Genomic DNA, 22,888 nt, shown 5'->3' with positions numbered 1-22,888 from the left:
AGGTTTCAGGCCATCGCCCGTTCTAGCCTCTGCTTCCGTCGTTCCCAGTCAGGCAATACTTTGTCGAGGAGTTCGAAGAACGCCGTTCCGTGATGGGGCTCCGCCACGTGACAGAGCTCGTGGGTGATCACGTAGTCTATGGCATCGACCGGTGCCTGTACTAGGCGGCGATTGAGCAGCAAGCGTCCGGCCGGCGACATGGACCCCCATCGCTTCCTGGTCTGACGCACGATGAGACCTTTCGGCCGAAATGCCTCGGGGTTCGGGAAGTGGCCGAGACAGAGTTTGATGCGCTCTGGAAACTTGATGTGGGCCCGGTCCCGGTACCATGCCTCGACAAGTTCGCGCGTGATCTCAGGCCGGTTAGGCCGGTGAGTCTGCACGACGATGTAGCCGCGGATCAGCTTCACGCTCTCTTGGACATGCGGGACGACCTTCAGCCGATACTGCCGCCCCAGGTAGAGATGCGTCTCTCCGGCGACGAACCTGCGCTCCGGCGTCCGCGGCAGGAACTGGGAGAAGTACCGCTGCTGCCTCGTCACCCAAGCTGCCCGCTTCCGCAGCTTGGCTTCGATGGCGTCGAGCGTCGAGTCCTCCGGGGCCGCGATCACCACCGATGCATCCGGCTCGACGGAGATCTCCAGTGTCTTCCTCGGGCGGCGGACGATCTCGTATTGGATCTCCTGCGCGCCGTACTGCAGGTAGTGCAACTCCCGTGTCATGCCGCGAACCTGGCCCGGGCGAGATCCATGATCTTCAACTCGAGCTCGTCGAGCACCTCCACGGGGAGGTCTACGCTCTTTTCGTCGCGCAGGACGTCGAAGAAGTAGTCATCGATTGCATTCCGCAGATTGTTTTGGGCGACCTCGTTCGACCAGATGTCCACGATCAGGTGCGACTTGATGATGTCGATGATCTGTTGAGCGATGTTTGCTGCATCCTCGCCTCCAACCAGCACGTCTCCTGCGGTCTTCAGCTGACCGTCCAGAATCCCGAAGAACGCCTGTGCATCCTCATCGCCCCGGATGCTTTCCGGAACACCCCGGCCCCGGTCCTTGCGTCCGACCTTGCTCGCGAGGTTCACGACGCTGTTCAGGTAGTCGCGCTCGGACAGCCGCTTCTCGCGATAGGCGCGGATGGTTTCTTCGAGCAGCTCGGAGAACTCTTTGTAGAACGTCGGGTCCTCATCCATCTTCTCGGTGATTGCCCGCCGGGTTGCGCTGGCGATGCGGTCTGCCCTCGAGGCTTCTGAGACGCCAGTCTCCTCGACGACAGCCTTCAGCGCGTCGGGATCGTTGATGTTGACCACCTCGATGATGGTCTCGGCAGGCATCGCCACAACGTGGTCATCGAGCAGCTTCTGAATCTTCGGCTCGAACTCGCGGACATCGACCGTCTCCTGGTAGCGGAGCTGGACCGAGCGCTTGAGTTCGGAGAACTGTTTCCAGTCGCGCTTCAGAGCATCGATTTTTGCCTCGTCGAAGACATCGAACAGCTTGTCGGACGAGAGCGAGATGTGCAGGCAGCGGCTGAATGCCTTGAGGCGCGCGTAGAACTCGTGGCGCAGCGCCTCGTCAGCGAGGTGCTGCTCGAACTGTTCCATGTCCTTCTTGTTCTTCACCGGCTTGAAAAGGTCCCAAAGCTGATCGTGCAGCTGGGGTAGCTTGCGGATCTCCTCCCGGACATCGTGCACCGTCCCTGCGAGGTCCGCGGCCTCGTAACCTTCGAAGGCGCTATAGGTCGTCAGGGCGCTGTCCAACTCGCCCAGCAGCCCCTCGTAATCGACGATGAAACCGAACTGCTTCTCCGTGCCACCGTCCTCGTACAGACGGTTCACGCGCGCAATCGCCTGCAGGAGATTGTGTTCCTTCAGGGACTTGCAGACGTAGAGCACCGTGTTCCGGGGGGCGTCGAAGCCGGTGAGAAGCTTGGAGACGACGATCAGGATCTCCGGATCGCCGGAGCCCTTGAATGCATCGATGATCTGGCGGTTGTACTCCTCCTCGGTCTTGTACTTCGCCATCATCTGCGACCAGAAGCGGCGCACGAGGTCCTTGGATTCCTGGTCGACCTCCTCGTTGCCTTCGTTCTCGTCCGGAGGCGAGATGACAATCGCGCTCGAGACGTGGCCGATCTCGTCGAGAACCTCCTTGAAGCGGACCGCCGCCGCCTTGGACGGGGCAACGAGCTGCGCCTTGAAGCCGGTCCCCTGCCAGTGCTGGCGATAGTGCTCGGAGATGTCGAAGGCCTTGGCTCGGATGGCTTGGTCGGTCTTGGCCAGAGCGTCCATCCGGGAAAACTTCCGCTTCAGATCACGCTTCTGGTCCTCGGTGAGCCCCTCGCTGATCTTCTCGAACCATCGGTCGATCACAGTGCCCGAGACCTGCTGCTCGACAAGCCGTCCCTCGTAGAGCAGCGGCACGACGGCGCCGTCGGCGACCGCCTCGTCGATCGCGTAGCGGTGGATCAGCCGCCCGAAGGTCGACAGCGTGTTCTTCTCCTTCTTAAGTAGGGGCGTGCCGGTGAAGCCGAGGTAGCAGGTCTTGGGCAGAAGGCGCCGCATCTTGGCGGCGAACTGGCTGTGGCCGCCGTAGCGACCCGTCTGCGTCCTGTGGCTTTCGTCGACCAGCACGAAGATGTTGGGATCCTCGTCCACCAGCTTGCTGTTCTTCAGCGCCGTGTCGAACTTGTTGATGATCGTGGTGACCAGCGGAGCCTTGTTGTGGACGAGCTCCAGCAGATGCACCCCACTCGTCGCGCGGACCGGCTCGAGGTCACAGGACTTGAAGGTGTCCTTGATCTGCTTGTCGAGATCGTCGCGGTCCGTGACGATGATTATCCGCGGGTTCTCGATGCTGCGCTCGAGAGCAAGCGAGCGCCCCAGCATCACCATGGTGAGCGACTTGCCCGAGCCCTGGGTATGCCAGATCACGCCACCCTTGCGGGCGCCGCTGACATCGTGCTGCTTGACCGTCTCGACCGCGCGCCGGATCCCGAAGAACTGCTGATGGCGAGCAACCTTGCGGACGCCGCCATCGAATACGGTGAAACGGCGGATGAGATCGAGCATTCGCTCGGGGCGACACAGCGCGTACACCGTCCGGTCCTGAACCGTGACCGTGCGCTCGCCCTCAGCGGCCAGCGCGTCGAAATAGGCTCGCGCGCCCGCGAAATCACGGGAGAAGATGGCGTCCTTCTCCGCCGCGGTGAGCACGCGGTTGGCAAAGGGCGCGATGGCCTCGTCGGTGTCTTCCTCGTCGCGCCAAGTCTGCCAGAACTTCCGCGGCGTCCCTACGGTCGCGTAGCGCGCCTCGTTCCGGTTCATGCCGATCAGCAGCTGAGCGAAGTGGAAGAGCTGCGGGATATTGTCCTCGTTCTGGTAGCCGATCAGCTGGCTGTCCGCCTTCTTCAGGCTTTCGGTCGGCCGCTTGTTCTCGATCACCAGGATCGGGATGCCATTCACGAACGCGACGATGTCGCAGCGCTTGGTCTGGCTCGATGCGGTCCTTTCGACCGAGAACTCTGCCGTGACGTGAAAGACGTTGTTCTCCGGCCGCTCCCAATCGATGTAGCGGAACGAGTAGCTCTTAGAGTCGCCGTCGATGGACTTCGTGATGGTCGTGCCGAGGACGAGCGTGTCGTAGATGTCCTGGTTCGTGCCGCGCAGCCCCTTCAGCCGATCTGGCGTGGGCTTCAGCCGCCGCATCGCCTCGTGCGCATCCTCAAGATCGAACCCATACTCGCGGCCGCGATGCGTGAATCGGTTGATGCGCATGAGTTGCTCAGCGAGCACATCGTCCAGCACCACGTTCCGCAGACGCCCGCCGCGCAGGCGAAGCGCCTCCTCCTGCGAGAGCGGCGTGAACCCAAGCGCAACCAGCAACTGCAGCGCCGGAACCTGGGACTGGTGTTTCTCGGTGGCGTTGAAGGTCATTTCCCGGTCACCACGAATTGCTTGAAATCCGCGACGACCTTTTCCGCCTGCTTCTGGGTTAGACCCCGCTTGCAGAACTGGGTGACGCGCTGAGTATTGCCGGAGACCACATTGCGCTTGCTGCAGGTCACGTCGAACATCCCGCCTGCCACAGGCGAGACCGAGTGCGAGAACTCGTAGGTCCCGCATTTGCCGACCTCATTGCCGGCAGCGTCGACGGTCCAGTGCCCGGGATAGTCCAGCTTCTCGAGCGAGCGCCGCATCTCGAGCGCGCTAGTGTACCGTTTGGCCGGATCAGGATGGACGGCTTTCAGGATCACGCGCCGAACTGCCGCTGGGATGTGGCACCCGAAGTCCTTTGCCTGAAGCAGCTTCCCCGACGCAATGTCCTTTTCGTACTGCGCCGTGCCGATGCTGGAGCGGACTGCACGCAAATGGTCCAGGTGGATCAGCAACCTCGCAAGGGTCATCCCGACCTGGAAGATGTCCGAACTGACGCCGATGTTTCCGGTCGTGAGGACTTCCGGTGCACGGTGGAGAACGTAGGCATTCGGGGCCGCGACCGGGGCACCGTTCGATGACACGCCAGTGATCCCATAATCCGACAACATGGCCTGCTGCTGGGGCCCCAGCAGGATGTTCCCTGGCTTGATATCGTTGTGGTAAAAACTGCGCGCATGGAGATACTCCAGCCCCTGCAGAATATCTCGAGCGATCCGCAGGACGGCGGGAAGCGGCAGATAGCCGGCCGGATTCGCCAACGTCTCGACCGAGCCGCTAGGCTGGTAGTCCATGGCGAGGATGACAGCATGCTCCCCCGATATCGGCACGACATCGGCCTGGTGGACATACGCGAGGTTGTTGTGCTCGAGCCGGTTGCCGATCTGGGCTTCACGCAGCCGCTCGTCCACTGACACCCCAGGCTGGAGGATCTTGACCGCGTACTCGCGCTGCACCGCCAGATCGTGCGCGAGCCAGACCTCGCCGAAGCTTCCACGGCCGATCCTGCTGACAAGGTGGTACTTGTAGAGGTTCATGCCGGGTGTGAGGGTGACAGGGACAAGCTGGTTCATGGCTGGCGCAGCCCCCACCATGCCGCATTGACGGCGTCCGCCATCTTGTTGTCCCAGTACTTGTCGGTCTTTCCGACCCGGGTCTCGGCGTGCTGCTTCGTGTCCTTGCTCGTCGTGGGCATCGACGAGTAGATCTTCAGCTCGACCGGGATGCCGCGATGCGCACAGGCGAGCACGACGGCGGCATCGGCATGCGCAGACTTGCGCTTCGCCTTGGTGTCGCTCTGCGTGTATTCGTTCTGCTTGATCATCACCTTCTCGATGCCTGGGTGGGCGTCGAAGATCGCGAGGATTTCGCGGTAAAGCCAGTCCAGCCGTTCGGCATCGGCGTCCTCACCGATCGAAGCAGGGACGGACAGCTTGTTGTCACTGGCGGCGTTCTCCAGCGTGTAGGTGTCGCCCACCTCCGACACGACTGCATAGCGGGGCGCCTTCGGGTCGCCGCGAAATCCGAGAACCTTCATGCCAATTCCTTCTCTGAATTCACCCGCCACTCGCCTGTCAGCAGCTTCTGCATGAGGCCGCGCTTCTGGCGGCTCAGGGCTTCGATCTCTGCGTCGATGCCGGCGCACTCCGCATGAGAGGCGGTCACGATGTCGGCGATGGCGGCCTGTTCCGCTGGGTCCATCGGGAGACGGAGCTTGCCTTCGAGGAACTGGCTGTTTGTAACTGCGATCGTGTTCTTGGCGCCCTTCTGCACGAGGGGGTGGAGGTAGTTGCGCGCGGCCAGCGGAGACTCGAAGAGCGCGTCGAGGATCACGCCAAGCGCGTAAGTCTGCGGGGTGAAGACCCCGTAGAGCGGCGAGACGATGACCTCGCGGTCGATCTTGCTCTGCTTGATGATGCCGAGCGGGAAATCGCCCGTGGGGCTCTTGGTATAGACGATGTCGCCCGGAAGGACGCGGTTGTAGTGGTCGGTGTTCGCAGCCGAGAACGATCGGCCGAGATGCTCTACCTGGTTCACCAGCCCCTTGTGGACCGAGACCGAATAGACCGCCTCCGCGCCGGTCGATTTCGAGCAATGCTCGTGGAGAACTTCGCTCAGCGGGATAACGCGCCACTCACCCGTGAAGCCGGGCAACCTGACCTTGCCGGTAAACAGATGGGTCCGGAGCCAGATTCGGCGGCGGATGTTCAGCGCGCGGAGGGCAGTTAGCTTTTCGAGCGCCTTATCCCAGGTCCGCAGGATCTCGGTGATCTTGCGCTGCAGATCGAGTGAAGGCAGTGGGACAGGGAATTCCTTCAACTGAGTGGAGTTGATGCTCGCCAGATTAGTGCTCTGCTTGGATGACAGCTGGAAATAGCGCCGCCCATGAGCAGACGAGGCAAGCGCCGCGAGAAACTCGGGCAGCAACTTCGAAGGTGATGGTCTGACAGCGAACACATGGTTCTGGTGCAGGCAATTCGGGATCTCTCCACGCCAGACCGTCCCGCGACCCAGTTTGTCGAAATCTCCGCCTTCCGTAAAAAGCACATCCCCTGGTTGGAGCGAGAACCGGTCTACATCGCTTGGAGAAACCGTAACTGTCTTGATTACCTCGAGATCGAGGTGCCCGTCCTGAACATTCGCCACCCGCAGATAAGGCAATTCCAGCGCTTCACTGTTCACCGCTTTGCCCATCGCCAGTCCCGTTTGAACGGTGGCGACTTCGGACAATGGCACGAGGGTCCAACCTTGGGGAGCATCAAACCTCAACGCCGAGCTCCTTCAGGTATCCGGCCATCTTCGCCCGAACCTCGGCCAGCTCGCCTTCGATCCGCAGGATGTCCTTCTGCACGGCGGCCACGTCGATCTCCTCCTCCGGCTCGAAGGTGTCGACGTAGCGGGGGATGTTGAGGTTGTATCCGTTCTCGGCGATCTCCTCGGGGCTTGCCCGGTGCGAATACCGCTCGACCTCGGCGCGGGTGGCGTAGGTCTCCAGCACCTTGGCCACATGCGTCTCGTCCATCACGTTCTGTGTCTTGCCCGGCGTAAACTCCTTGCTGGCGTCGATGAACAGCACGTCGCGCCGGTCTGCGTTCGCGCCGCCTTCCTCGCGCGAGCGGTCGAAGATCAGGATGGCGACCGGGATCCCCGTGGTGGTGAACAGGTTCGCGGGCAGGCCGACGACAGCGTCGAGCAGGTTCTCCTCGATCAGCTGCTGGCGGATGCGCCCCTCGGCCCCGCCCCGGAACAGGACGCCATGCGGCACGATCACCGCCACGCGACCGGACTGCCGCTTGGCGATCTCGATCATGTGGGTGATGAAGGCGTAGTCGCCCTTGGACTTGGGCGGCACGCCACGCCAGAAGCGATTGTACTGGTCGCTGTCCGCATCCTCCGCGCCCCACTTGTCAAGCGAGAACGGTGGATTTGCGAGCACCACGTCGAACCGCATCAGGTGGTCGCCCTCGACCAGCGCCGGACTGTTGAGCGTGTCGCACCATTCGATGCGGGCGGCGTCCTTGGCATGCAGGAACATGTTCATCCGGGCCAGCGCCCATGTCGCCCCGTTCACCTCCTGCCCGTATAGGGCAAAGTTCTCGGACCCGACCTCCTGCGAAGCCTGGATCAGCAGCGAGCCGGAACCGCAGGCGGGGTCGCAGATCGTGTTACCGGGCTGCGGCGCCGCAAGCTTGGCCAGAAGCCGCGAAACCGGCGCCGGTGTGAAGAATTCGCCCGCCTTCTTTCCGGCGTCCGAAGCGAAGCGAGAGATCAGGTAGATGTAGCACTCGCCGATGATGTCTTCGGTCACCCGCGACGGGCGCAGGTCGAGAGCAGGCTTGGCGAAGTCCTCAAGGAGGTTCTTGAGGCGGCGGTTGCGATCCTTCGGGCGGCCGAGATTGGCCTCGGAGTTGAAGTCGATGTTGCGGAAGACGCCATCCAACTTCGCGAGGTTCGAGTCCTGGATCGCCTCAAGAGCGATGTTGATCAATTCGCCGATATTGGGCTCGTTCCGCTTGGCGTGCAGGTCGTAGAAGCTGGCGCCCTCTGGCAGGACAAACCGCTCGCGCTCGAGCCGGCGACGAATGCGGGCCTCATCGTCGCCATACTGCTTGCGGTAAGTCTCGAGGTGGTCGTTCCAGAGGTCCGAAATGTACTTCAGGAACAACATCACGAGGATGTAGTCCTTGTACTGGCCGGCATCGACGGCGCCCCGGAAGGTGTCGCAGGCCGCCCAGGCGGTCTGGTTGATCTGCTGCTGGGTAATCTGATCGGTCATCAGGCAATTTCCTTCTGGTCGGCGGCCTTCGCGGCATCGCCGAGAATGGCGCTTACGAGCGTTTCCCTGCGCGCCGCGAGCTGTCGGAGCAGTTGCCCCTCCTGCCGAGCGAGGGCATCAAGTTCGACGATACGTTTCTGTGTGGGCAGGTCGGGGACGGCGATCTCGAGGTTCTCGAGGACTGTCATCGGGATCATCCTGAGGCTTGTGCCCTGTGCCTCCGCGCCGAGCCTGCGCTGCGCATCGGGCTGGTTGATGGCCCATGCCACGTATTCGGGGAGAACTCGGTCCCTGTCGGGGCGAATGATCACCAATGGGACGATGACCACGACGGGCTCCGGCAGCGAAGCGGGAATGGCCGCCGCGGCGTTCGGCTCGCCACGCGATCGAAAGACAACCTCGCCGCCGCGGACAAAGTATCGGTCGGACAGCTTGTCCAGGTCGTACCTCTGGAAGTCCGGGCCGGGCGCCTCACCGCTAGCCCCGACGTCACGCAGCTGCAGCGCCGGCATGCCACCCTCCGGCAGCGGATCGAGCCTGCCGCGCGCCGTGTAGCCGGAGTGAATGTCGGAGAGCTCCGCGAGCCTCATGGGGAAATCCTCTGTAAGCCATATACAGAGATTTAGACTAGTTTGCCCCGCGAGTCAATTCTATGAAATGCAGTTTTATCCCTACAGAGAAAAAGTGGCAGTTTGCTGATTGCATGTGACCGGAGTTGGACCCCGCGCAGGCCCAGTGACGCCTCCGGCCGCGGCGCGCTGTCCCGGTTCAGCTAGACACATCTTCTCTGCTCGGGCTCTGACGCCGGACGAGCGATATACATTGGCGAGCAATGAGAAGAGATCGGCGTTGCAGTCCAAGCTTTTATTATTATGCGATTTTGCAGGGAAATGAAAAGTCAGAGACTACCAAAAACGCGCTGCTGCATATCCCATTCCAGGGGCAGCTGCCTTCGCTTGAACCATTCCGATGTGAAGGCAACGGGCTGGCTACCCGCTGCCACCTGATCCAGAATATCTGGGGCGAGGAAGGCGAGACCGATCATCTGCTGGATGCGGCTCGAGGTGGTTTTCTCTCGAATAGCAAGGTCGCCGAAGGAGGCGCCGTCCTTAATGGCCGCGTACCATCGTTGTGCAGTCAGGATGTTCTTCGCAAGCACTGGATCGACCCGCGGGACCGCGCTACCGAGAATGATGCGTGCTTCGACACCTCGACGTTGCATCTGAAAGGATGCGGGAATCCGTCGGGCCGAGCTTTCAATCCGATCCGGCGCGATGCCAAGCCGTTCCGCCAGAACCTTCCGGTCGAGCCGCAAGAGGATGCTACCCTGCGCAAGATCGGCGCGGCGCAACAGCGGTGCCCAGAAGTCAGCGCTGCCCTCTGGGTCACAATTATTCGCGACTTGCAGAAGCTTCTCCTGCAGCGCGGGGACCTCAGAGGCCGTGATGCCCCGGACCAGATCGGTCACCAAGGTGGGTTTGCGCAGGTGATCCCGCAGAATCCGTGCTAATCCGTTCTCAAGATCCCGGGCCGGCAACCGCCATGCATCGGCGTGTTTCTCACGCCGGTCGGTCACCAACCTGCGCGAGATGTAGTAGCGCAGACGCTTGCCGTTTTTCCGAGAATGGCTCGGGGTCAACCGATCTCCGGTCTCATCGAAGAGCTTGCCGACCAAGGGCGAGCGTTCCGTCGCGTTCGACCGACCGCGGGTTCGGGCCGCTTCGGAGGCAAGACGTTCTTGCATTTCGTCCCATGCCGCAGGGTCAATGATTGCGGGATGCTGCCCGTCATAGATCTTATCCCGGTGCCGGATGCGGCCGGCGTAAAGCGGATTCCTCAGGATCTGATAGATGTGCCCGCGGCTGAATGATGTGCCGCCGGTCGATGTGCCCTTCGCGAACGACCGCAACCGCGTTCGATAGTCAAGTTCTTCCGCACGTTCGGCGACTGCGCGGACCGAGCCGAGATCGTAATAGAGGTCATGGATGCGGCGGACGATTGGCGCTTCGGTCTCGTCGATCTTCAGGCTGCGGCCGTCAGGCTGGTAGCCGAAGGGAACTGTGCCGCCCATCCAGAGCCCCTTCTTCTTCGAGGCGGCGATCTTGTCGCGGATCCGTTCCGCTGTCACCTCGCGCTCGAACTGCGCGAAGCTGAGGAGCATATTCAGCGTTAGCCGTCCCATGCTGGTGGCGGTGTTGAAGGACTGCGTGACCGAGACGAAGGAGGCGCCGGCTGCATCAAGCCGATCGACAATTTTCGCGAAGTCGGAGAGCGACCGGGTCAGTCGGTCTATCTTGTAGACGACAATCTGATCAACGAGCCCCGCCTCGATATCCGCGAGCAGGCGCTGCAGCGCAGGCCGCTCCATGGTCCCCCCGGACAGCCCGCCGTCATCGTAGCGGGTCGGGACCAGCACCCAACCTTCCGCCTTCTGGCTCGTCACATAGGCGGCACAGGCCTCGTGCTGGGCATCAAGCGAGTTGAAGTCCTGATCGAGTCCTTCCTCGGAGGATTTCCGGGTGTAGATTGCACAACGGATCCGGCGCGCCATCTCAAGCTGCCTTTCCGCGCTGAGACGGCTTGGTGGGCGGTGCATCCCGTCCGGCGTCGCCCGTCAGCCCGAAAAACCGGGGGCCCGACCAGCGGGCCCCGGTGATCTTCCTGGCAATGGCGGAGAGCGACACATACCGCTCCCCGGCCATCAAGAACCCGCCGTCGATCACCTCGACGGTCCAAGTGCGGCCCTGCCATTCTCGGACCAGCTTCGCGCCGGGGCGCAGCTTGGTGCCAACGGACGCCCGAGATGCGGAACCCGCGGCGATGCGGCCTAGGTCCTCGATCGTTCGGGCCTTGGGACCGCCAAGCATCTGACATTGCAATTCGAAGGCGAGCGCCCGACGCAGGAAGGGCAGCGAGAGGTTCTTTGGGGGAGGTGCCCCAATCACCTCGCGCCAGAGACCGAGCAGGCCGGCGCGATCTGCGGTTTCGACTGCAGCAAGAGCCTCAGGCAGGTCTCTTGGCGCAACTCGCCGATCGGCCGAATTCATTGGCGCGCCTCCGCGTCGTTCCACGGTTTCGCACTGGCATCGGGCTTGAACGGGATCCGGTAGATCAGCCCGGAGCTGCCGTCAGCCGGCTTCGCCGTTTCGACCTTGTGGCCCGTCTTGCGCAACCCGGTGATGGCCGCGCGCGTCGTATGGGGCTGCCAGCCGAGTGCCGCGCTGATCGTGGTGATCGTGCTGCCGTCGTCCTTGTGCAACATTTCTATCAGTCGGGTCTTCTTACTCTCGGCGCGGGCCGAAGGTGTGGTCTTGGCCGGCAGCTTCGTCGCTTTGGTAGTTTCGGGGTTGGTGTTGGGCTTCTTCGCCATTGTCGGTCTCCTGGTTCGGGCAGGATCCATTCCGGCCCTTCTACCAGGCAGAGCCCGGAATTCCGGGCGGCGATGCCGAGCGACAACGCTGTGTCGGCGTCATCCGACTACCGCTTGCGGGGCCAAGGAAGTCCAGCGGGAACTTCCAGTTGGTGTCGGAAGACAGTCATCGAAACTTGGTTGCGAAATTCGATAACCCGGCTTGAGGTCGGATCCGGGAATTTGCCGCCTGCGCCAGCCGAAATGCCGGTCGCAAGAGGAGTTCGCGCATGAGGCGGGACTGCACTGGACCCACGTGAGCGATCTTGAGCGCGGCGCGCGTAATTTGATGATCACGGTGGTCAACAATCTCGCGGCGGCGCCGGACTTGACCGTCGGCAGACTGCTGGAATGATGTTCCGTCTGTCTTGCAGGCGCGCGTTCTTACCTCGAACAGACGTATTTCTGCAACACAGCGTAAGGCCTTGAAACTATGCGAAATGTTTTTCTGTCGGACGAAAGGCAGAGCGTTTAAACGCCCTAATGCATTGAATATAGTAAGAAAATTCAAGACTGCCTCTTGCGCGACTCCACTGATTTACCAAATAATCCTCCACACGAAAACGCGGAGTGGGACGGATCGTAGGTCTTCCGCTCGTTGCCGGATACCCGGCCCTTCGCAACAGGACCCAATGTTGGTTCGGCCTTCCATACATCGATTGAACCGCTGAGAGGCTTGTGCTTCGCAGCTTGTCTTGTCGCGCCTTGCGTGACTGCCAGTTGATGGAAAGGATTCCCAATGGCGAAAGAGAAATTGGATCTGGAGACCTATATGGTTGACCCGGTCCTGCGTGATCGTCTGTATCGCGTGAACCCTGAGGCGCTCACCCGTGACTATCAGCCTATGGGTGAGCTTGATGCAGAAGATATCAGCGAAATTGTCGAGGCCATCTGCACGATGGGCTTCCTGAACCCGGTTCTGGTTGACGAAGTAAATGTCATTGTCGCCGGACAGGGTCTTGTCGAAGCCGCGGCACGGATTGGCCTCGAGGACATTCCGGCACTGCGGCTGGAAGATCTCGATGAGTTCGAACGCCGCGTCTACTTCCACATGACGCACCATTTCTACAAGATTGCAGGCCTCGATCCGGAAGTCTTCCGCGTCGAGGCGCAGCATATTCTGTCCTTCACCGCGAGTGGTCGCCTCGCGCTCGAACTCTTTGCTGCGAAATCGGCAGTCGCGGCCTAGTGAACAGCTGAGCTGCGCCACAGTCGCGGCCCAGATTAAACGACGCGAAGTGATCGGTGGGGGGCCTGCCGATCTTGTGCCGGGAAACCGGCCCTTCGCGGGGGACCTGACGGTCCGGCCTCTCCCTGAAACAGCACTGTCCGGCTCGCCCGTTTGGGCGCTGGCCCCTGTCACGGCGAGCCGGCAGCGCGAAACCGAAAGGCCCCAGAATGGCTGACATCAAGACCCTGCCGGAAAGCACCCGGCTCAAGATCACCTATCGCAAGACCGGCGATCTCATTCCCTACGCAGGCAATGCCCGCACCCATAGCGACAAGCAGATCGCGCAGATCGCGGCATCGATCCGCAAGTTCGGCTTCACCAACCCGGTGCTGATCGACGAAAAGGGCGGCATCGTCGCCGGCCACGGCCGCGTGGCGGCGGCAAAGCAGCTTGGCATCGCCGAGGTGCCGACGATCGTGCTGGGCCATCTCACGCCGGCCGAGCGGCGCGCCTATGTCATCGCCGACAACCGCCTGGCCGAGCTCGCGGGCTGGGATCGCGAGATCCTGAAGATCGAATTCCAGGCGCTGGCCGAACTGGATCTCGACTTCGACCTGGAGATCACCGGCTTCGAGACCGCCGAGCTCGATCTGCTGCTCGACGATAGCGCCGACGAAGATTCCACGGACCCGGCTGATGAGATGCTCGAACCCGAGTCCGGGCCGGCAGTGACCCAGCCGGGCGACGTCTGGGTCCTGGGCAAGCACAGGCTTATCTGCGGCGACGCGCGCGACCCGGCGACCTATGCCGCGCTCATGGGTGCCGATCGCGCTCGGGCGGTGTTCACCGATCCACCCTACAACGTGAAGATCGACGGCCATGTCTGCGGCTCCGGTACCGTAAAGCACCGCGAATTCGCCATGGCCTCGGGCGAGATGGATGCGGACACCTTCACCGCCTTCCTCGAAGCCTCTCTCGGCGCCATGGCGGCGGTCAGCCTCGACGGGGCGATCCACTACACCTGCATGGACTGGCGCCATATGGCCGAGCTGCAGGCGGCGGGCGACAAGATCTACAGCGAGCTGAAGAACCTCGTCGTCTGGGCCAAGACCAATGGTGGCATGGGGACCTTCTACCGCTCCCGGCATGAGCTGATCTATGTCTGGAAGGTCGGCACTGCGCAGCACACCAACACCTTCGGCCTCGGTGAACATGGGCGCTACCGGACCAATGTCTGGGACTATCCCGGCGTGAACAGCTTCGGCGGCAACCAGAAGGACCTGGCGCTGCATCCGACGGTAAAGCCGGTGGCGCTGGTGGCCGATGCGATCAAGGACGTCACCCGCCGCGGCGAGATCGTGCTCGACGGCTTCGGCGGCTCGGGCACCACGCTGATCGCGGCCGAGCGCACCGGCCGTGTCGCGCGGCTGGTCGAGCTCGACCCGATCTACTGTGACGTGATCTGCCGCCGCTACGCAGCGCTCACGGGCGCCGAGGCGATGCTGGAGGCCACCGGCGAGACCTTCGCGGCTGCGGCCGAGACGCGCGCCACCGATGCCAGGGCGCCCGAAGCGGAGGCTGCAGAATGACCGATCAGAGCAACCAGCCGGCGGGGTATGCCAACCCGCCGGCACAGCACCGCTTCAAGAAGGGTAAGTCCGGTAATCCCCGCGGTCGGCCGCGCAAGCAGGATGATCTCTGGAGCCACATGAACCGGGTGCTGGGCCGCAAGGTCAAGCTCCAGGGCGGTGACGATCAGATTCCGATCCGCGAGGCTCTGATCCGCCGCCTGCGCGAGCTGGCGCTGGCGGGTGACCGCCGCGCGCTGGAGCTGCAGCGCCGGATCCTGGCCGAGGCCGGTACGGCTGATGCTGACCGTTTCGATCCGGAAGAGGAAAAGCGGAAGGTGGTGGACGTTCTCAACCGCATCGCCGCGGCGATGAAGAAAGACGGAGGCGGCGATGCCTAACGATTACGATATCGGCTATGGCAAACCGCCCGAAACCAGTCGGTGGCAGAAGGGCCAGTCGGGCAATCCGAAGGGTCGGCCCAAGACCCGCACGGACCATCTCAGGGATGCCGCAGCGATCCTCTCGGAGCCGGTAACGGCCCGGACCCCCGACGGGCGCCCGGTGTCCCTCGCCGGGCTCGAGGCGGCCTATCTGGCGCTCTGCCGCAAAGGGCTGAAGGGCGACGTGCCGGCGCTCCTGAGGGCCGTTACCATCATGCTTGAGGTCCAGCCGGCCGTCGAAGCCAGGGTCGATGACAAGCGTCGGAAGCGGGAAGAGCTGATCGCCCGGCTCGAACGGCTTGGCCTGCCGACCGAGTCCCTGCGCAACCGGCCGCTGGAGGACGACTGAGGCGGGCAGTGGGCGAGACACAGCAGGGCGAGCGCTCGACTGGCCCCACGGGCGCTGTGGGGCGCCGTAGGGCCCTTTTACCCCGCTGCTGAGCATAGGGCGCGGACATGACGTCCTGCCCTTTAGCATGGTTTCCAGAGATTGTGCGGTGCATAGTGATATCGGGCAGTTCGGGAGGCCTAATCCCGCGCCGCGAAACGATGTGCTGGTGCGGGAGGGAGTCGCTGGATCGCGGTTGGGTATAATCAGCCCCGGCTCCAAGGTATTGCTGTGCCTCTCAAGCGCTGATCGACAGGCCCGCAAATCGGCTCTCGCCAATCATTTTGGCGTGAACCGTCTCACTCCGGGTTTGGCATGTGCATCCGTCTCTAAAGGGAACTGCTGCGCGCACGAGCCGTAGATCTGGCTTCGTCATCAGGACGGCCCGGTTGGGTTTCATGACGTAGCCTGGCACATGCAATTTCAGAATCTCGGCTGCCGCCATCAGGCCCGCGGCGAACGACAGGAAAGGCAAGGAGGCGTCGATCTGTTCACTCTTGTCGGACACGGCTTCAGCGTCGGTGGCGCATGCAGTCGCAGCATATGTAGCCTCCGGGAACAGGCAGCACGAACATGGATCGATCAGCGGCGCATGCCGGATCACCGACGCCTGCCAGTTCTTGCCAGTGGTCCCGTAGATCTGGATCGGCGGGAACTGAGACTCTATCAGGTGACGGACGTTGTGCTCATTAGCGGCGGCGATGACGAGATCGGGGGTGCCGGCCTCGCGGTCGAGCCAGCGACGCGATTCGTGCAGTGGCTTTGGCTCGGCGACCACATCCGCGATACCACAGGCTCGTAGGTGGTTTGCCGTGACCATCACTTTCGAGGCGCCGACATCGGAGTCGGCGAAGATCGGAGAACGGGTGATGTTCAGGCGCTTGACTTTGTCGCCGTCGAACAGGGCCGGTGAGAACTTCCGGGTCGCCAGCGTCAGGAAATAAAGGATCGTGGTGCCGACCGAGCCCGTGCCGACCGTCCATAGCGACCCCAAGTCCGGACAAGATGGCATGGGGGGCGTTGGGCCAATTTGGTGCGTCCAGTCAAAGGCATTGAGTTGAAGAGGTGTCTGCGGGCCGCAGTCGAATCCATTCACCGCTAGCCGCGCGGCGGCCGCTATCACGGCGAGGGCGGCACCAACAGGATTCGCCGAGTCATCGAGGGGCAGCGGCGACGAGCTGGGGCCGTGATAGGCGAGCCAGCCGCTGCCGTGCGTGATGACAGGTGCTCCGCTCGCGCCAAGGTGCAGGATATGGTCGCCTTCTTGGGCTTGGCGCACACGATAGTCGCCGCGGGGGTCGGCTGCCTGCATCTGGGCCAGCGCAAAGGCCCGCAGATCGTGTTCCGCCCACGGAAGAGAGGCCACCATCGCGATCGCGGGGATATCGAGCACGACGCGACGGGACATGCGGCCAAGAAGGTTGGCCGCAGTCAGCACCGCCACCTGGCCGGCGTAGGTCTGAAGGTAGTCCGGCGCTGCCGATATCGCGATCCAGCGAGTCTGGTCGAGGCGGCGAGCCTCGGGATAGCGCAGCAGCCGGTCATCGCGGGAGGCGTAGTACTCGTGGTCTCTCATTCGACCCGCCCCGAAATGACTGTGATGGCGTCGGGGGCCATCGGGATGAAGCGGCTGCCGGCCTGGAAGAAATACGTCGCAGCCCCAGTGAGCGCCGGTAGCTGCCGTCCATAGTCTGGTAGCACGACCGAGACATAGCCGGTGAAGGCGATTTTGGCGCCGTCGTTGTCGCCGTCGCTATGATACGCCTCGCCAGGATGGGTATGGACCTGACCAACCACTTGCAGGCCGCGATCAACGGCAGCCCTTACCACGCGCGCCATCGCCGGCGCTTCGACCGCGAAGCTGCCGCGCGTGGTCCGCGCCTTCGGGCGGATGGCGGCGACGGCGACCGTCGTGGTCCCGTCGCTCTGTCCGAGCAGATAGGCGATGCCCTCATGGCCCCGGTCAATCTCGGGGGAAAGGCACTCGCCCAGCCCTTCGATGCAGGATCGCGTGATGACCAGCCGGGAAGGCGGCGGTGGGCCGGGCTTGAATTTCGGCTTGGGTGCAAAGAGCTTTTTCAGGGCCCGGAACATCGCGCTACCTCATCCGGCCCTGATAACGTTTGCTGTTGAGCTCGACATGAATGCGCAGCGCCATTGCTGCCAGCGTCGTGCATCTGCCGGTCTTCGGATTCGTCTGCCAGCCATTCAGGTCCCAGTCGTCGTGCGGTCCCTGGGGATCGATCTTCTTGTAGGCAAGGCGGTTCCACGGCGCGCAAATGCGTCCGGAGCCATGGAGGAATCCGCTGCCTTTCGGCGAGTCGGCAGGTTGGTCGATCGCCTTGCTCTCGGGGCTGTACCAGTGCCATGCCGGCGGAAGTGCCGGGTAGTCGGTGCAATCGACCTTCAGCCAGTACGTTTCGCCGTCGCGGGCAGTCAGGCCGAATACGAAGTCATCGTCGAGTTGCCATGGCCGGGCGCTCGCGATCTCCTTTAGATCGCGGAACTGTTCGTCAAACACGAGCGCGCCGGCGGTGGCCATCGTTCAGACCCCCGAGCCGGTCGCGACCAGTTCGAGCGACACGGTGCCGGCGAGGCCGAAGCTGACCAGCGTGCGCTGCACCGGCTGCAGGACCTCGCCGTTATTGACGAGCTCCAGAGCCTCGCCGCTGTCGATGCCTTTCGCTTCGACCGCGGCCTCGATCACATCTTCGACCTTTACCGTCTTCGGGAAGGTTCCGCTGAACAGCCCCTTCGGCGTCCCGATTTCGAGAGTTACTTCTTCGTGCGCCATCACAATCTCCATGTGTCCCGGGCGTTGCGTTGTGCGGCGCCGGAAAGCCCCGCGTTCCGATTCCCCTATCGCAGATCAGAGGCAATATGTCAAACTCACCATCACAATAAATGTTTGTAGTATAAACATTAAGGTTTGCGAAGTTGACATGTCCAGTGTTTGCGCTTAGAGGTGGGCGATGGACGCTGAACGCATATACAAAGATTTAGGCCTCAGAATCAGGGGTTTGAGGAAAAGTCTTGGTCTGACCCAGGACCAACTCGCCAAGCAGGTCGGGATATCGCGCGCGTCGCTCGCGAATATCGAACGGGGAAAGCAACAGGTGCTTGTCCACCACCTTTTTGCCCTTGCTGACGGCCTGCAACTCGAATCGCCGGTGCAGCTATTGCTGACCCCGCAAGGCGGAGGGCGGAAGCGCGGCGCTGCGGCGGACTTGCCGCTATCGGGAGAAGGACTGACCGACAAGCAGCGCCAGGAAGTGTTGAGCCTGATGGGCGGCGTCCTTGAGAACAACCACAACGGAAATGCCGGAGACAAGGCCGGAAGGGAGGATCGATGACCCCGCAGAGGAGAACGAAAATACAGCAACGAGCGCAGGTGCTCTTGGAAGATCAAGGCATCACTTCGGCGCCTGTGCCGGTGGAGCGGATCGCCAAGGCGCTCGGCGCGCAGCTCCGTTTTTCTCCGCTCGACGACGAGCTGTCCGGGATGATCTACGTGAAGGACGGCACGCCGATTGTCGGCGTCAATGCGCTGCATCACCCGAACCGCCAGCGATTCACGATCGCGCACGAGCTCGGTCATCTGCAGCTTCACCGTGCCGAGATCACCAAGGAAATCCATGTCGATAAGGGCTTCCCGATGCTGATGCGCAACGCCGTATCGGCAACGGGCGCCAACGAGATGGAGATCGAGGCCAATCTGTTTGCCGCCGAGCTTCTGATGCCGGAGTCGTTCCTTGCCGCCTCGCTCGATGGCGAGCCGTTCGACATAGATGATGAAGGCGCCGTCAGCGCCCTCGCCAAACAGTACAAGGTCAGCGCATCGGCAATGCGCTTCAGACTCGGAAACCTGTTCGCCTAGGCGAACGCGGGAGGCCCTCGATGAGTTTTGTCTTCTACGACACCGAGACCACGGGGACCAACACCGCCTTCGACCAGATTCTGCAGTTTGGCGCGATCAGGACCAACTACGAACTCAATGAAATCGACCGCTTCGAAATCCGCTGCCGGCTCTTGCCCTATGTCGTGCCGGCCCCCGGTGCGATGCGCGTAACCGGTGTTACCGCCGGGCAGCTCGTCGATCCGTCACTGCCGACACACTACCAGATGGTGCGGGCAATCCGTGCCAAACTGACGGAATGGTCGCCGGCGATTTTCATCGGTCACAACTCGCTCGGCTTTGATGAACACCTGCTCCGGCAGGCGTTCTACAAGACGCTGCATGCGCCCTATCTCACCAACACGAACGGAAATTGCCGGACCGACAGTCTGCGGATGATCCAGGCGGTCGCGCGCTTCGCGCCGGATGCCTTGAACATTACCGTCGATAATCGGGGTAAGCAGTTGTTCAAACTCGACCGGCTGGCACCGGCGAACGGGTTCGATCACAGCGCGGCCCATGATGCGATGGCCGATGTGGAAGCGACGATCCACATGTGCCGGCTCATTGCCGAGCGCGAGCCGGAGCACTGGTCGCGGTTCGTGCGCTTTGCGCAGAAGGCCGCGGTGACGGATTTTGCGCTGGAAGAGGACGTATTTGTCTTGACCGATTTCTACTACGCGCGGCCCTATTCCTGGATGGTGACCGCGATCGGCACCAATCCCGAGAATGGCTCGGAAATGTTTGTCCTCGATCTTTCAAACGATCCGGATGACCTCGCGGTTCTGGATGATGAGGACCTTGCGGGCGTTCTCGCACAAAGCCCCAAGCCCGTGCGGGGCATGCGCACGAATGCCGGGCCGATCGTGATGCCTTACGAAGATGCCCCCGAAGACATGCGTGATGCCTGGCCGGCGCTTGATGAACTCAGGCGCCGGGCCGCGCGCGTCAAAGGAGATGCCGCGCTATGCGAGCGGCTGATCGTGGCTCGTCTTGCGTCCCGCGAAGAGCGGAAACCCTCGGAGCATGTCGAGGAACAAATCTACGATGGGTTCACCACCCACGATGACAATGCCCTTATGGATCAGTTCCATAGCTTGGAGTGGACGCAGCGCGTGCCGGTGATTGGTCGGCTTGCGGACGGGCGATTGCGTGCCTTGGGGCAGCGCCTTCTCTATGTCGAGGCGCCGGAACTGATGGATGATGTGGCGCGCCTTGATTACGATGCGGCCATTGCCCGACGCCTGATGGCGGCGGACGGCACGAAGCCGTGGCTGACCTATCCGCAGGCACTCGCCGAGATTGAAGACATGATTGCCGTAGCCCAGGGTGATGACGCCGGCCTACTGGCTGGGCACCGCAATTACTTGCTGGAGCGGGCGGCTTGGGCCGGTACATTGTTAGATTGATTGTTTTGATGCACGGTAATTCGTTCGCATAAGCGGTTGCATGACGGTCAGCTCCGACGGGCTCGGGTCAGTCACGCACGCCAGTGATCAGTTGCAGCCGGGATTTCCAGGGGAAGGCGGCCGAGGACTTGGCCCTGCTGCCGGAGGGGTCTTCAATCGAGTGGATGCCGAGCTATTGCGCCGTCAAGCAAGAGCGGGCGCGGGCGTGCGAGAGACCCTTGAACTTCCGGTCAGGACCTACCCGCATCTTCGTCGCCGATCTGGAGCTGAAGCTCATTCGACCGCAGCCAAGCCGACAGGAGGTCGGCGGAGGCGTTCACCCGATCCGGTTTTCGGAGAGCGCACTCCCACACCGTTGCAACGCGCCACCCGTCTTCCAGAAGCTTCTCGCGAACTGCTTCGTCCCGGGCGACATTGGCCTCGAACTTCGCCTGCCAAAACTCCTGGCGAGTCGATGGTGTGGTGGTGTAGCGGCACCCCTCGTGGCGATGCCAGAAGCAGCCATGTACGAAGACGACGGCGCGATACTTCGGCAGAACGAGGTCTGGTCGTCCGTGGACCTTCTTGGAATGAAGTCGGAAGCGAAAGCCACGCGCGTGCAACGCCCGCCTCAGAGCGAGCTCGGGCTTCGTGTCCTTGCCCCTGATCCCCGACATCATCCGCGAGCGGGTCTGCTGATCCACGATATCTGTCACATGCGTCCTGGTTTTCGTCCCTGAACCTGGTATACACCGGCTGAATGAAGTTCGTCAGGAGCCTGATTTGCCGTCGACTTTCGGTATCGTTGATCTGTTCGCCGGCCCCGGCGGACTTGGCGAGGGGTTTGCATCCCTTGTCGAGGATGGCCACGCGCCGTTCCGGATCGGCATCTCGGTCGAGAAGGAGGCATCGGCGCACCGAACCCTGATGTTGCGCGCGTTTCTCCGCGAATACCGGTCGCGTCATGGCAGTTTGCCGAAGCAGTTCATCGAATTCCATGCGGGGGAAACTGCTGAACCGGACTGGTCGGAAGTCGATGCGTCTGCTTGGCGGTTGGCCGTCAAGGAGGCCCGCGGCCTAGAGCTCGGTACCGAGGCCGCGGCAACAGCGATTGATGCTGCCATCGAGAAACTGAAGTCGGGGTGCGACGACACGATCCTGATCGGCGGCCCGCCGTGTCAGGCCTACTCCCTCGTGGGTCGGGCCCGGTCGAGGGGCAAGGTTGGCTATGTGCCGGAGGAGGATGAACGGCATTACCTGTTCCGCGAGTATATCAGGGTTCTCGACAGGCTCCGGCCGGCAGCCTTCGTTATGGAGAACGTCAAGGGGATGTTGTCCTCGACGGTGGAGAGCCGGCTCGTGTTCGAGATGTTGATGGAAGACCTTACCTCCCTCGGCAGTGGCCATGGCCAACAATACGAGCTGCGGGCCATTCGGGTCGAAGACGGCAAGGCCAGCCTGCAGGAGGCGCTGCGTCCTTCGGACTTCGTCGTGCGCGCCGAAGAGTTCGGTGTTCCGCAGCGACGCCATCGGGTAATCATCGTCGGGATCAGGGCTGATTTGTCAGGAAACACTGCCGGCGCTGCCATTGCGGTCTCCGGACCAGCACGATCTGTCAGTGACGTCATTGACTCCATGCCCCCCTTGCGAAGCGGGATCAGTCGCGGGGCGGACAGCGCAGAAGACTGGCGGCGGGAGGTTGTCGATGCTGCGAAACTGCTGGCGCGCATTCATCCCGGGAGGGACAATCAGCCGCTCCGTGAGGCATTCTCTTCAGTAGTAAGGCGCATGGCGACGGAAGCTCCGGGCAGTAGGACGCACACACGTCTTCCTGAGAGCTACGGCAATTCGAACGACGAGCTGCTGCGCTGGCTGGAGCGTCCCGAGCTTCGCGTTTTCGCCCAACACGAGACGCGGGGACACATGGCCTCGGATCTCGGCCGCTACCTCTTCGCCTCATTGTTCGGGGCCGTCCGTGGTTACAGCCCGAAGGCCGCCGATTTTCCACTCGCTCTGAGCCCGGATCATCGCAACTGGCACAGCGGTGTGTTCAATGACCGGTTCCGGGTCCAGCTGGCCGATGAGGCATCGACAACGGTCACGAGCCATATCTCGAAAGACGGTCACTACTTCATCCATCCGGATCCTTTGCAGTGCCGCAGCCTCACGGTGCGCGAAGCTGCGCGCCTTCAGACATTCCCCGATGACTACCTGTTCATGGGAAACCGGACTCAGCAATACGTCCAGGTCGGGAACGCCGTACCACCGTTTCTGGCCCGCCAGATCGCACAGATCGTGTTGAATGCCATTGTCGGCCTTAATTCTGCGAGCGATGGCAATGATCCTCAACAGCCGGATATGTCATCGGCGGATGCGCATCCGACACAAAACAGCCTGTTCGACTTTTCCTAAACCT

The 22,888-nt window shown here is 62.3% G+C and carries 24 protein-coding genes; 9 read left to right on the top strand and 15 right to left on the bottom strand.

Features of this window, described 5'->3' with window-relative positions; all coding sequences use genetic code 11:
* Nucleotides 1-5: 5 nt before the first annotated feature.
* The 10 genes from OE647_RS06675 to OE647_RS06630 all read right to left on the bottom strand — a co-directional run bounded on the left by OE647_RS06675 (nt 6) and on the right by OE647_RS06630 (nt 11,580).
* Nucleotides 6-722 (bottom strand): M48 family metallopeptidase, encoded by a 717-nt coding sequence (locus tag OE647_RS06675; protein WP_263720944.1) that lies wholly within the window; start codon nt 720-722, stop codon nt 6-8.
* On the bottom strand, nt 719-3,934 hold the full coding sequence (locus OE647_RS06670; protein WP_263720943.1) for a type I restriction endonuclease subunit R: 3,216 nt from the start codon (nt 3,932-3,934) through the stop codon (nt 719-721). Before OE647_RS06670 ends, OE647_RS06675 begins: the two co-directional genes overlap by 4 nt.
* Nucleotides 3,931-5,007: a serine/threonine-protein kinase gene (locus OE647_RS06665; protein WP_263720942.1), complete on the bottom strand. Its 1,077-nt coding sequence runs from the start codon at nt 5,005-5,007 to the stop codon at nt 3,931-3,933. The genes OE647_RS06670 and OE647_RS06665 overlap by 4 nt, the downstream gene beginning before the upstream one ends.
* Nucleotides 5,004-5,471, bottom strand: coding sequence for a hypothetical protein (locus tag OE647_RS06660; RefSeq protein WP_263720941.1), 468 nt, complete (start codon nt 5,469-5,471; stop codon nt 5,004-5,006). Before OE647_RS06660 ends, OE647_RS06665 begins: the two co-directional genes overlap by 4 nt.
* Nucleotides 5,468-6,703 (bottom strand): restriction endonuclease subunit S, encoded by a 1,236-nt coding sequence (locus OE647_RS06655; RefSeq protein WP_263720940.1) that lies wholly within the window; start codon nt 6,701-6,703, stop codon nt 5,468-5,470. Before OE647_RS06655 ends, OE647_RS06660 begins: the two co-directional genes overlap by 4 nt.
* Nucleotides 6,693-8,210 carry a type I restriction-modification system subunit M gene (locus OE647_RS06650; protein ID WP_263720939.1) on the bottom strand — a complete coding sequence of 506 codons (1,518 nt, stop codon included), beginning with the start codon at nt 8,208-8,210 and terminating at the stop codon, nt 6,693-6,695. Before OE647_RS06650 ends, OE647_RS06655 begins: the two co-directional genes overlap by 11 nt.
* Nucleotides 8,210-8,800 carry a restriction endonuclease subunit S domain-containing protein gene (locus OE647_RS06645; RefSeq protein WP_263720938.1) on the bottom strand — a complete coding sequence of 197 codons (591 nt, stop codon included), beginning with the start codon at nt 8,798-8,800 and terminating at the stop codon, nt 8,210-8,212. Before OE647_RS06645 ends, OE647_RS06650 begins: the two co-directional genes overlap by 1 nt.
* Before the next feature lie 308 nt (nt 8,801-9,108).
* Nucleotides 9,109-10,761: a recombinase family protein gene (locus OE647_RS06640; protein WP_263720937.1), complete on the bottom strand. Its 1,653-nt coding sequence runs from the start codon at nt 10,759-10,761 to the stop codon at nt 9,109-9,111.
* A gap of 1 nt (nt 10,762) precedes the next feature.
* Nucleotides 10,763-11,257 carry a DUF2924 domain-containing protein gene (locus tag OE647_RS06635; protein ID WP_263720936.1) on the bottom strand — a complete coding sequence of 165 codons (495 nt, stop codon included), beginning with the start codon at nt 11,255-11,257 and terminating at the stop codon, nt 10,763-10,765.
* Complete coding sequence (locus tag OE647_RS06630; RefSeq protein ID WP_263720935.1) at nt 11,254-11,580, bottom strand: DUF3489 domain-containing protein; 327 nt, start codon at nt 11,578-11,580, stop codon at nt 11,254-11,256. The genes OE647_RS06635 and OE647_RS06630 overlap by 4 nt, the downstream gene beginning before the upstream one ends.
* A gap of 202 nt (nt 11,581-11,782) precedes the next feature.
* Between OE647_RS06630 and OE647_RS06625 the strand changes: the two genes are divergently transcribed.
* From OE647_RS06625 to OE647_RS06605, 5 genes are all read left to right on the top strand, one after another.
* Entirely contained in the window at nt 11,783-11,974 is a 192-nt protein-coding gene (locus OE647_RS06625; protein ID WP_263720934.1) for a helix-turn-helix domain-containing protein, read from the top strand.
* Between the two features lie 384 nt (nt 11,975-12,358).
* Nucleotides 12,359-12,808, top strand: a complete 450-nt coding sequence (locus OE647_RS06620) for a ParB N-terminal domain-containing protein (RefSeq protein WP_263720933.1) — start codon at nt 12,359-12,361, stop codon at nt 12,806-12,808.
* Nucleotides 12,809-13,017: 209 nt separating this feature from the next.
* Nucleotides 13,018-14,379 carry a site-specific DNA-methyltransferase gene (locus OE647_RS06615; protein WP_263720932.1) on the top strand — a complete coding sequence of 454 codons (1,362 nt, stop codon included), beginning with the start codon at nt 13,018-13,020 and terminating at the stop codon, nt 14,377-14,379.
* Nucleotides 14,376-14,759: a DUF5681 domain-containing protein gene (locus OE647_RS06610; protein WP_263720931.1), complete on the top strand. Its 384-nt coding sequence runs from the start codon at nt 14,376-14,378 to the stop codon at nt 14,757-14,759. The genes OE647_RS06615 and OE647_RS06610 overlap by 4 nt, the downstream gene beginning before the upstream one ends.
* Nucleotides 14,752-15,150 (top strand): DUF5681 domain-containing protein, encoded by a 399-nt coding sequence (locus tag OE647_RS06605; RefSeq protein WP_263720930.1) that lies wholly within the window; start codon nt 14,752-14,754, stop codon nt 15,148-15,150. Before OE647_RS06610 ends, OE647_RS06605 begins: the two co-directional genes overlap by 8 nt.
* 277 nt (nt 15,151-15,427) lie before the next feature.
* Here OE647_RS06605 and OE647_RS06600 read toward each other — a convergent pair whose 3' ends face one another.
* Genes OE647_RS06600 through OE647_RS06585 form a run of 4 tightly spaced genes read right to left on the bottom strand, consistent with a single transcriptional unit; the run spans nt 15,428 to nt 17,983 of the window.
* The gene (locus OE647_RS06600; RefSeq protein WP_263720929.1) at nt 15,428-16,765 is read right to left on the bottom strand and encodes a ThiF family adenylyltransferase; all 1,338 of its coding nucleotides are present in this window, start codon (nt 16,763-16,765) and stop codon (nt 15,428-15,430) included.
* Nucleotides 16,762-17,283, bottom strand: coding sequence for a Mov34/MPN/PAD-1 family protein (locus OE647_RS06595; RefSeq protein ID WP_263720928.1), 522 nt, complete (start codon nt 17,281-17,283; stop codon nt 16,762-16,764). Before OE647_RS06595 ends, OE647_RS06600 begins: the two co-directional genes overlap by 4 nt.
* 4 nt (nt 17,284-17,287) lie before the next feature.
* Nucleotides 17,288-17,731, bottom strand: a complete 444-nt coding sequence (locus OE647_RS06590; RefSeq protein ID WP_263720927.1) for a hypothetical protein — start codon at nt 17,729-17,731, stop codon at nt 17,288-17,290.
* 3 nt (nt 17,732-17,734) lie between these two features.
* Nucleotides 17,735-17,983 carry a hypothetical protein gene (locus OE647_RS06585; RefSeq protein ID WP_263720926.1) on the bottom strand — a complete coding sequence of 83 codons (249 nt, stop codon included), beginning with the start codon at nt 17,981-17,983 and terminating at the stop codon, nt 17,735-17,737.
* A 178-nt stretch (nt 17,984-18,161) separates the two neighbouring features.
* Between OE647_RS06585 and OE647_RS06580 the strand changes: the two genes are divergently transcribed.
* From OE647_RS06580 to OE647_RS06570, 3 genes are read left to right on the top strand one after another with little or no spacing between them, the layout of a single operon-like run.
* On the top strand, nt 18,162-18,542 hold the full coding sequence (locus OE647_RS06580) for a helix-turn-helix domain-containing protein (protein ID WP_263720925.1): 381 nt from the start codon (nt 18,162-18,164) through the stop codon (nt 18,540-18,542).
* Nucleotides 18,539-19,066, top strand: a complete 528-nt coding sequence (locus tag OE647_RS06575) for an ImmA/IrrE family metallo-endopeptidase (protein WP_263720924.1) — start codon at nt 18,539-18,541, stop codon at nt 19,064-19,066. The genes OE647_RS06580 and OE647_RS06575 overlap by 4 nt, the downstream gene beginning before the upstream one ends.
* Before the next feature lie 20 nt (nt 19,067-19,086).
* On the top strand, nt 19,087-20,493 hold the full coding sequence (locus OE647_RS06570; protein WP_263720923.1) for an exonuclease domain-containing protein: 1,407 nt from the start codon (nt 19,087-19,089) through the stop codon (nt 20,491-20,493).
* A gap of 230 nt (nt 20,494-20,723) precedes the next feature.
* Here OE647_RS06570 and OE647_RS06565 read toward each other — a convergent pair whose 3' ends face one another.
* Nucleotides 20,724-21,188 (bottom strand): very short patch repair endonuclease, encoded by a 465-nt coding sequence (locus OE647_RS06565; protein ID WP_263720922.1) that lies wholly within the window; start codon nt 21,186-21,188, stop codon nt 20,724-20,726.
* A gap of 67 nt (nt 21,189-21,255) precedes the next feature.
* Here OE647_RS06565 and OE647_RS06560 point away from each other — a divergent pair, with 67 nt between their 5' ends.
* Nucleotides 21,256-22,884 (top strand): DNA cytosine methyltransferase, encoded by a 1,629-nt coding sequence (locus tag OE647_RS06560; RefSeq protein ID WP_263720921.1) that lies wholly within the window; start codon nt 21,256-21,258, stop codon nt 22,882-22,884.
* Nucleotides 22,885-22,888: the final 4 nt, after the last annotated feature.

The sequence above is a fragment of the Albidovulum sediminicola genome, from assembly GCF_025751575.1.
In the GTDB taxonomy this organism is placed as follows: Bacteria; Pseudomonadota; Alphaproteobacteria; order Rhodobacterales; family Rhodobacteraceae; genus Albidovulum; species Albidovulum sediminicola.
Note: the sequence above shows the minus strand (reverse complement) of the source record. Positions and strands in the feature narration are given on the sequence as shown.

What these genes read in the sequence shown, in the direction of transcription:
- OE647_RS06675 (WP_263720944.1), bottom strand. Translation starts at nt 722, where the DNA reads ATGACACGGGAGTTGCACTACCTGCAGTACGGCGCGCAGGAGATCCAA.
- OE647_RS06670 (WP_263720943.1), bottom strand. Translation starts at nt 3,934, where the DNA reads ATGACCTTCAACGCCACCGAGAAACACCAGTCCCAGGTTCCGGCGCTG.
- OE647_RS06665 (WP_263720942.1), bottom strand. Translation starts at nt 5,007, where the DNA reads ATGAACCAGCTTGTCCCTGTCACCCTCACACCCGGCATGAACCTCTAC.
- OE647_RS06660 (WP_263720941.1), bottom strand. Translation starts at nt 5,471, where the DNA reads ATGAAGGTTCTCGGATTTCGCGGCGACCCGAAGGCGCCCCGCTATGCA.
- OE647_RS06650 (WP_263720939.1), bottom strand. Translation starts at nt 8,210, where the DNA reads ATGACCGATCAGATTACCCAGCAGCAGATCAACCAGACCGCCTGGGCG.
- OE647_RS06645 (WP_263720938.1), bottom strand. Translation starts at nt 8,800, where the DNA reads ATGAGGCTCGCGGAGCTCTCCGACATTCACTCCGGCTACACGGCGCGC.
- OE647_RS06640 (WP_263720937.1), bottom strand. Translation starts at nt 10,761, where the DNA reads ATGGCGCGCCGGATCCGTTGTGCAATCTACACCCGGAAATCCTCCGAG.
- OE647_RS06635 (WP_263720936.1), bottom strand. Translation starts at nt 11,257, where the DNA reads ATGAATTCGGCCGATCGGCGAGTTGCGCCAAGAGACCTGCCTGAGGCT.
- OE647_RS06630 (WP_263720935.1), bottom strand. Translation starts at nt 11,580, where the DNA reads ATGGCGAAGAAGCCCAACACCAACCCCGAAACTACCAAAGCGACGAAG.
- OE647_RS06620 (WP_263720933.1), top strand. Translation starts at nt 12,359, where the DNA reads ATGGCGAAAGAGAAATTGGATCTGGAGACCTATATGGTTGACCCGGTC.
- OE647_RS06615 (WP_263720932.1), top strand. Translation starts at nt 13,018, where the DNA reads ATGGCTGACATCAAGACCCTGCCGGAAAGCACCCGGCTCAAGATCACC.
- OE647_RS06610 (WP_263720931.1), top strand. Translation starts at nt 14,376, where the DNA reads ATGACCGATCAGAGCAACCAGCCGGCGGGGTATGCCAACCCGCCGGCA.
- OE647_RS06605 (WP_263720930.1), top strand. Translation starts at nt 14,752, where the DNA reads ATGCCTAACGATTACGATATCGGCTATGGCAAACCGCCCGAAACCAGT.
- OE647_RS06600 (WP_263720929.1), bottom strand. Translation starts at nt 16,765, where the DNA reads ATGAGAGACCACGAGTACTACGCCTCCCGCGATGACCGGCTGCTGCGC.
- OE647_RS06595 (WP_263720928.1), bottom strand. Translation starts at nt 17,283, where the DNA reads ATGTTCCGGGCCCTGAAAAAGCTCTTTGCACCCAAGCCGAAATTCAAG.
- OE647_RS06590 (WP_263720927.1), bottom strand. Translation starts at nt 17,731, where the DNA reads ATGGCCACCGCCGGCGCGCTCGTGTTTGACGAACAGTTCCGCGATCTA.
- OE647_RS06585 (WP_263720926.1), bottom strand. Translation starts at nt 17,983, where the DNA reads ATGGCGCACGAAGAAGTAACTCTCGAAATCGGGACGCCGAAGGGGCTG.
- OE647_RS06580 (WP_263720925.1), top strand. Translation starts at nt 18,162, where the DNA reads ATGGACGCTGAACGCATATACAAAGATTTAGGCCTCAGAATCAGGGGT.
- OE647_RS06575 (WP_263720924.1), top strand. Translation starts at nt 18,539, where the DNA reads ATGACCCCGCAGAGGAGAACGAAAATACAGCAACGAGCGCAGGTGCTC.
- OE647_RS06570 (WP_263720923.1), top strand. Translation starts at nt 19,087, where the DNA reads ATGAGTTTTGTCTTCTACGACACCGAGACCACGGGGACCAACACCGCC.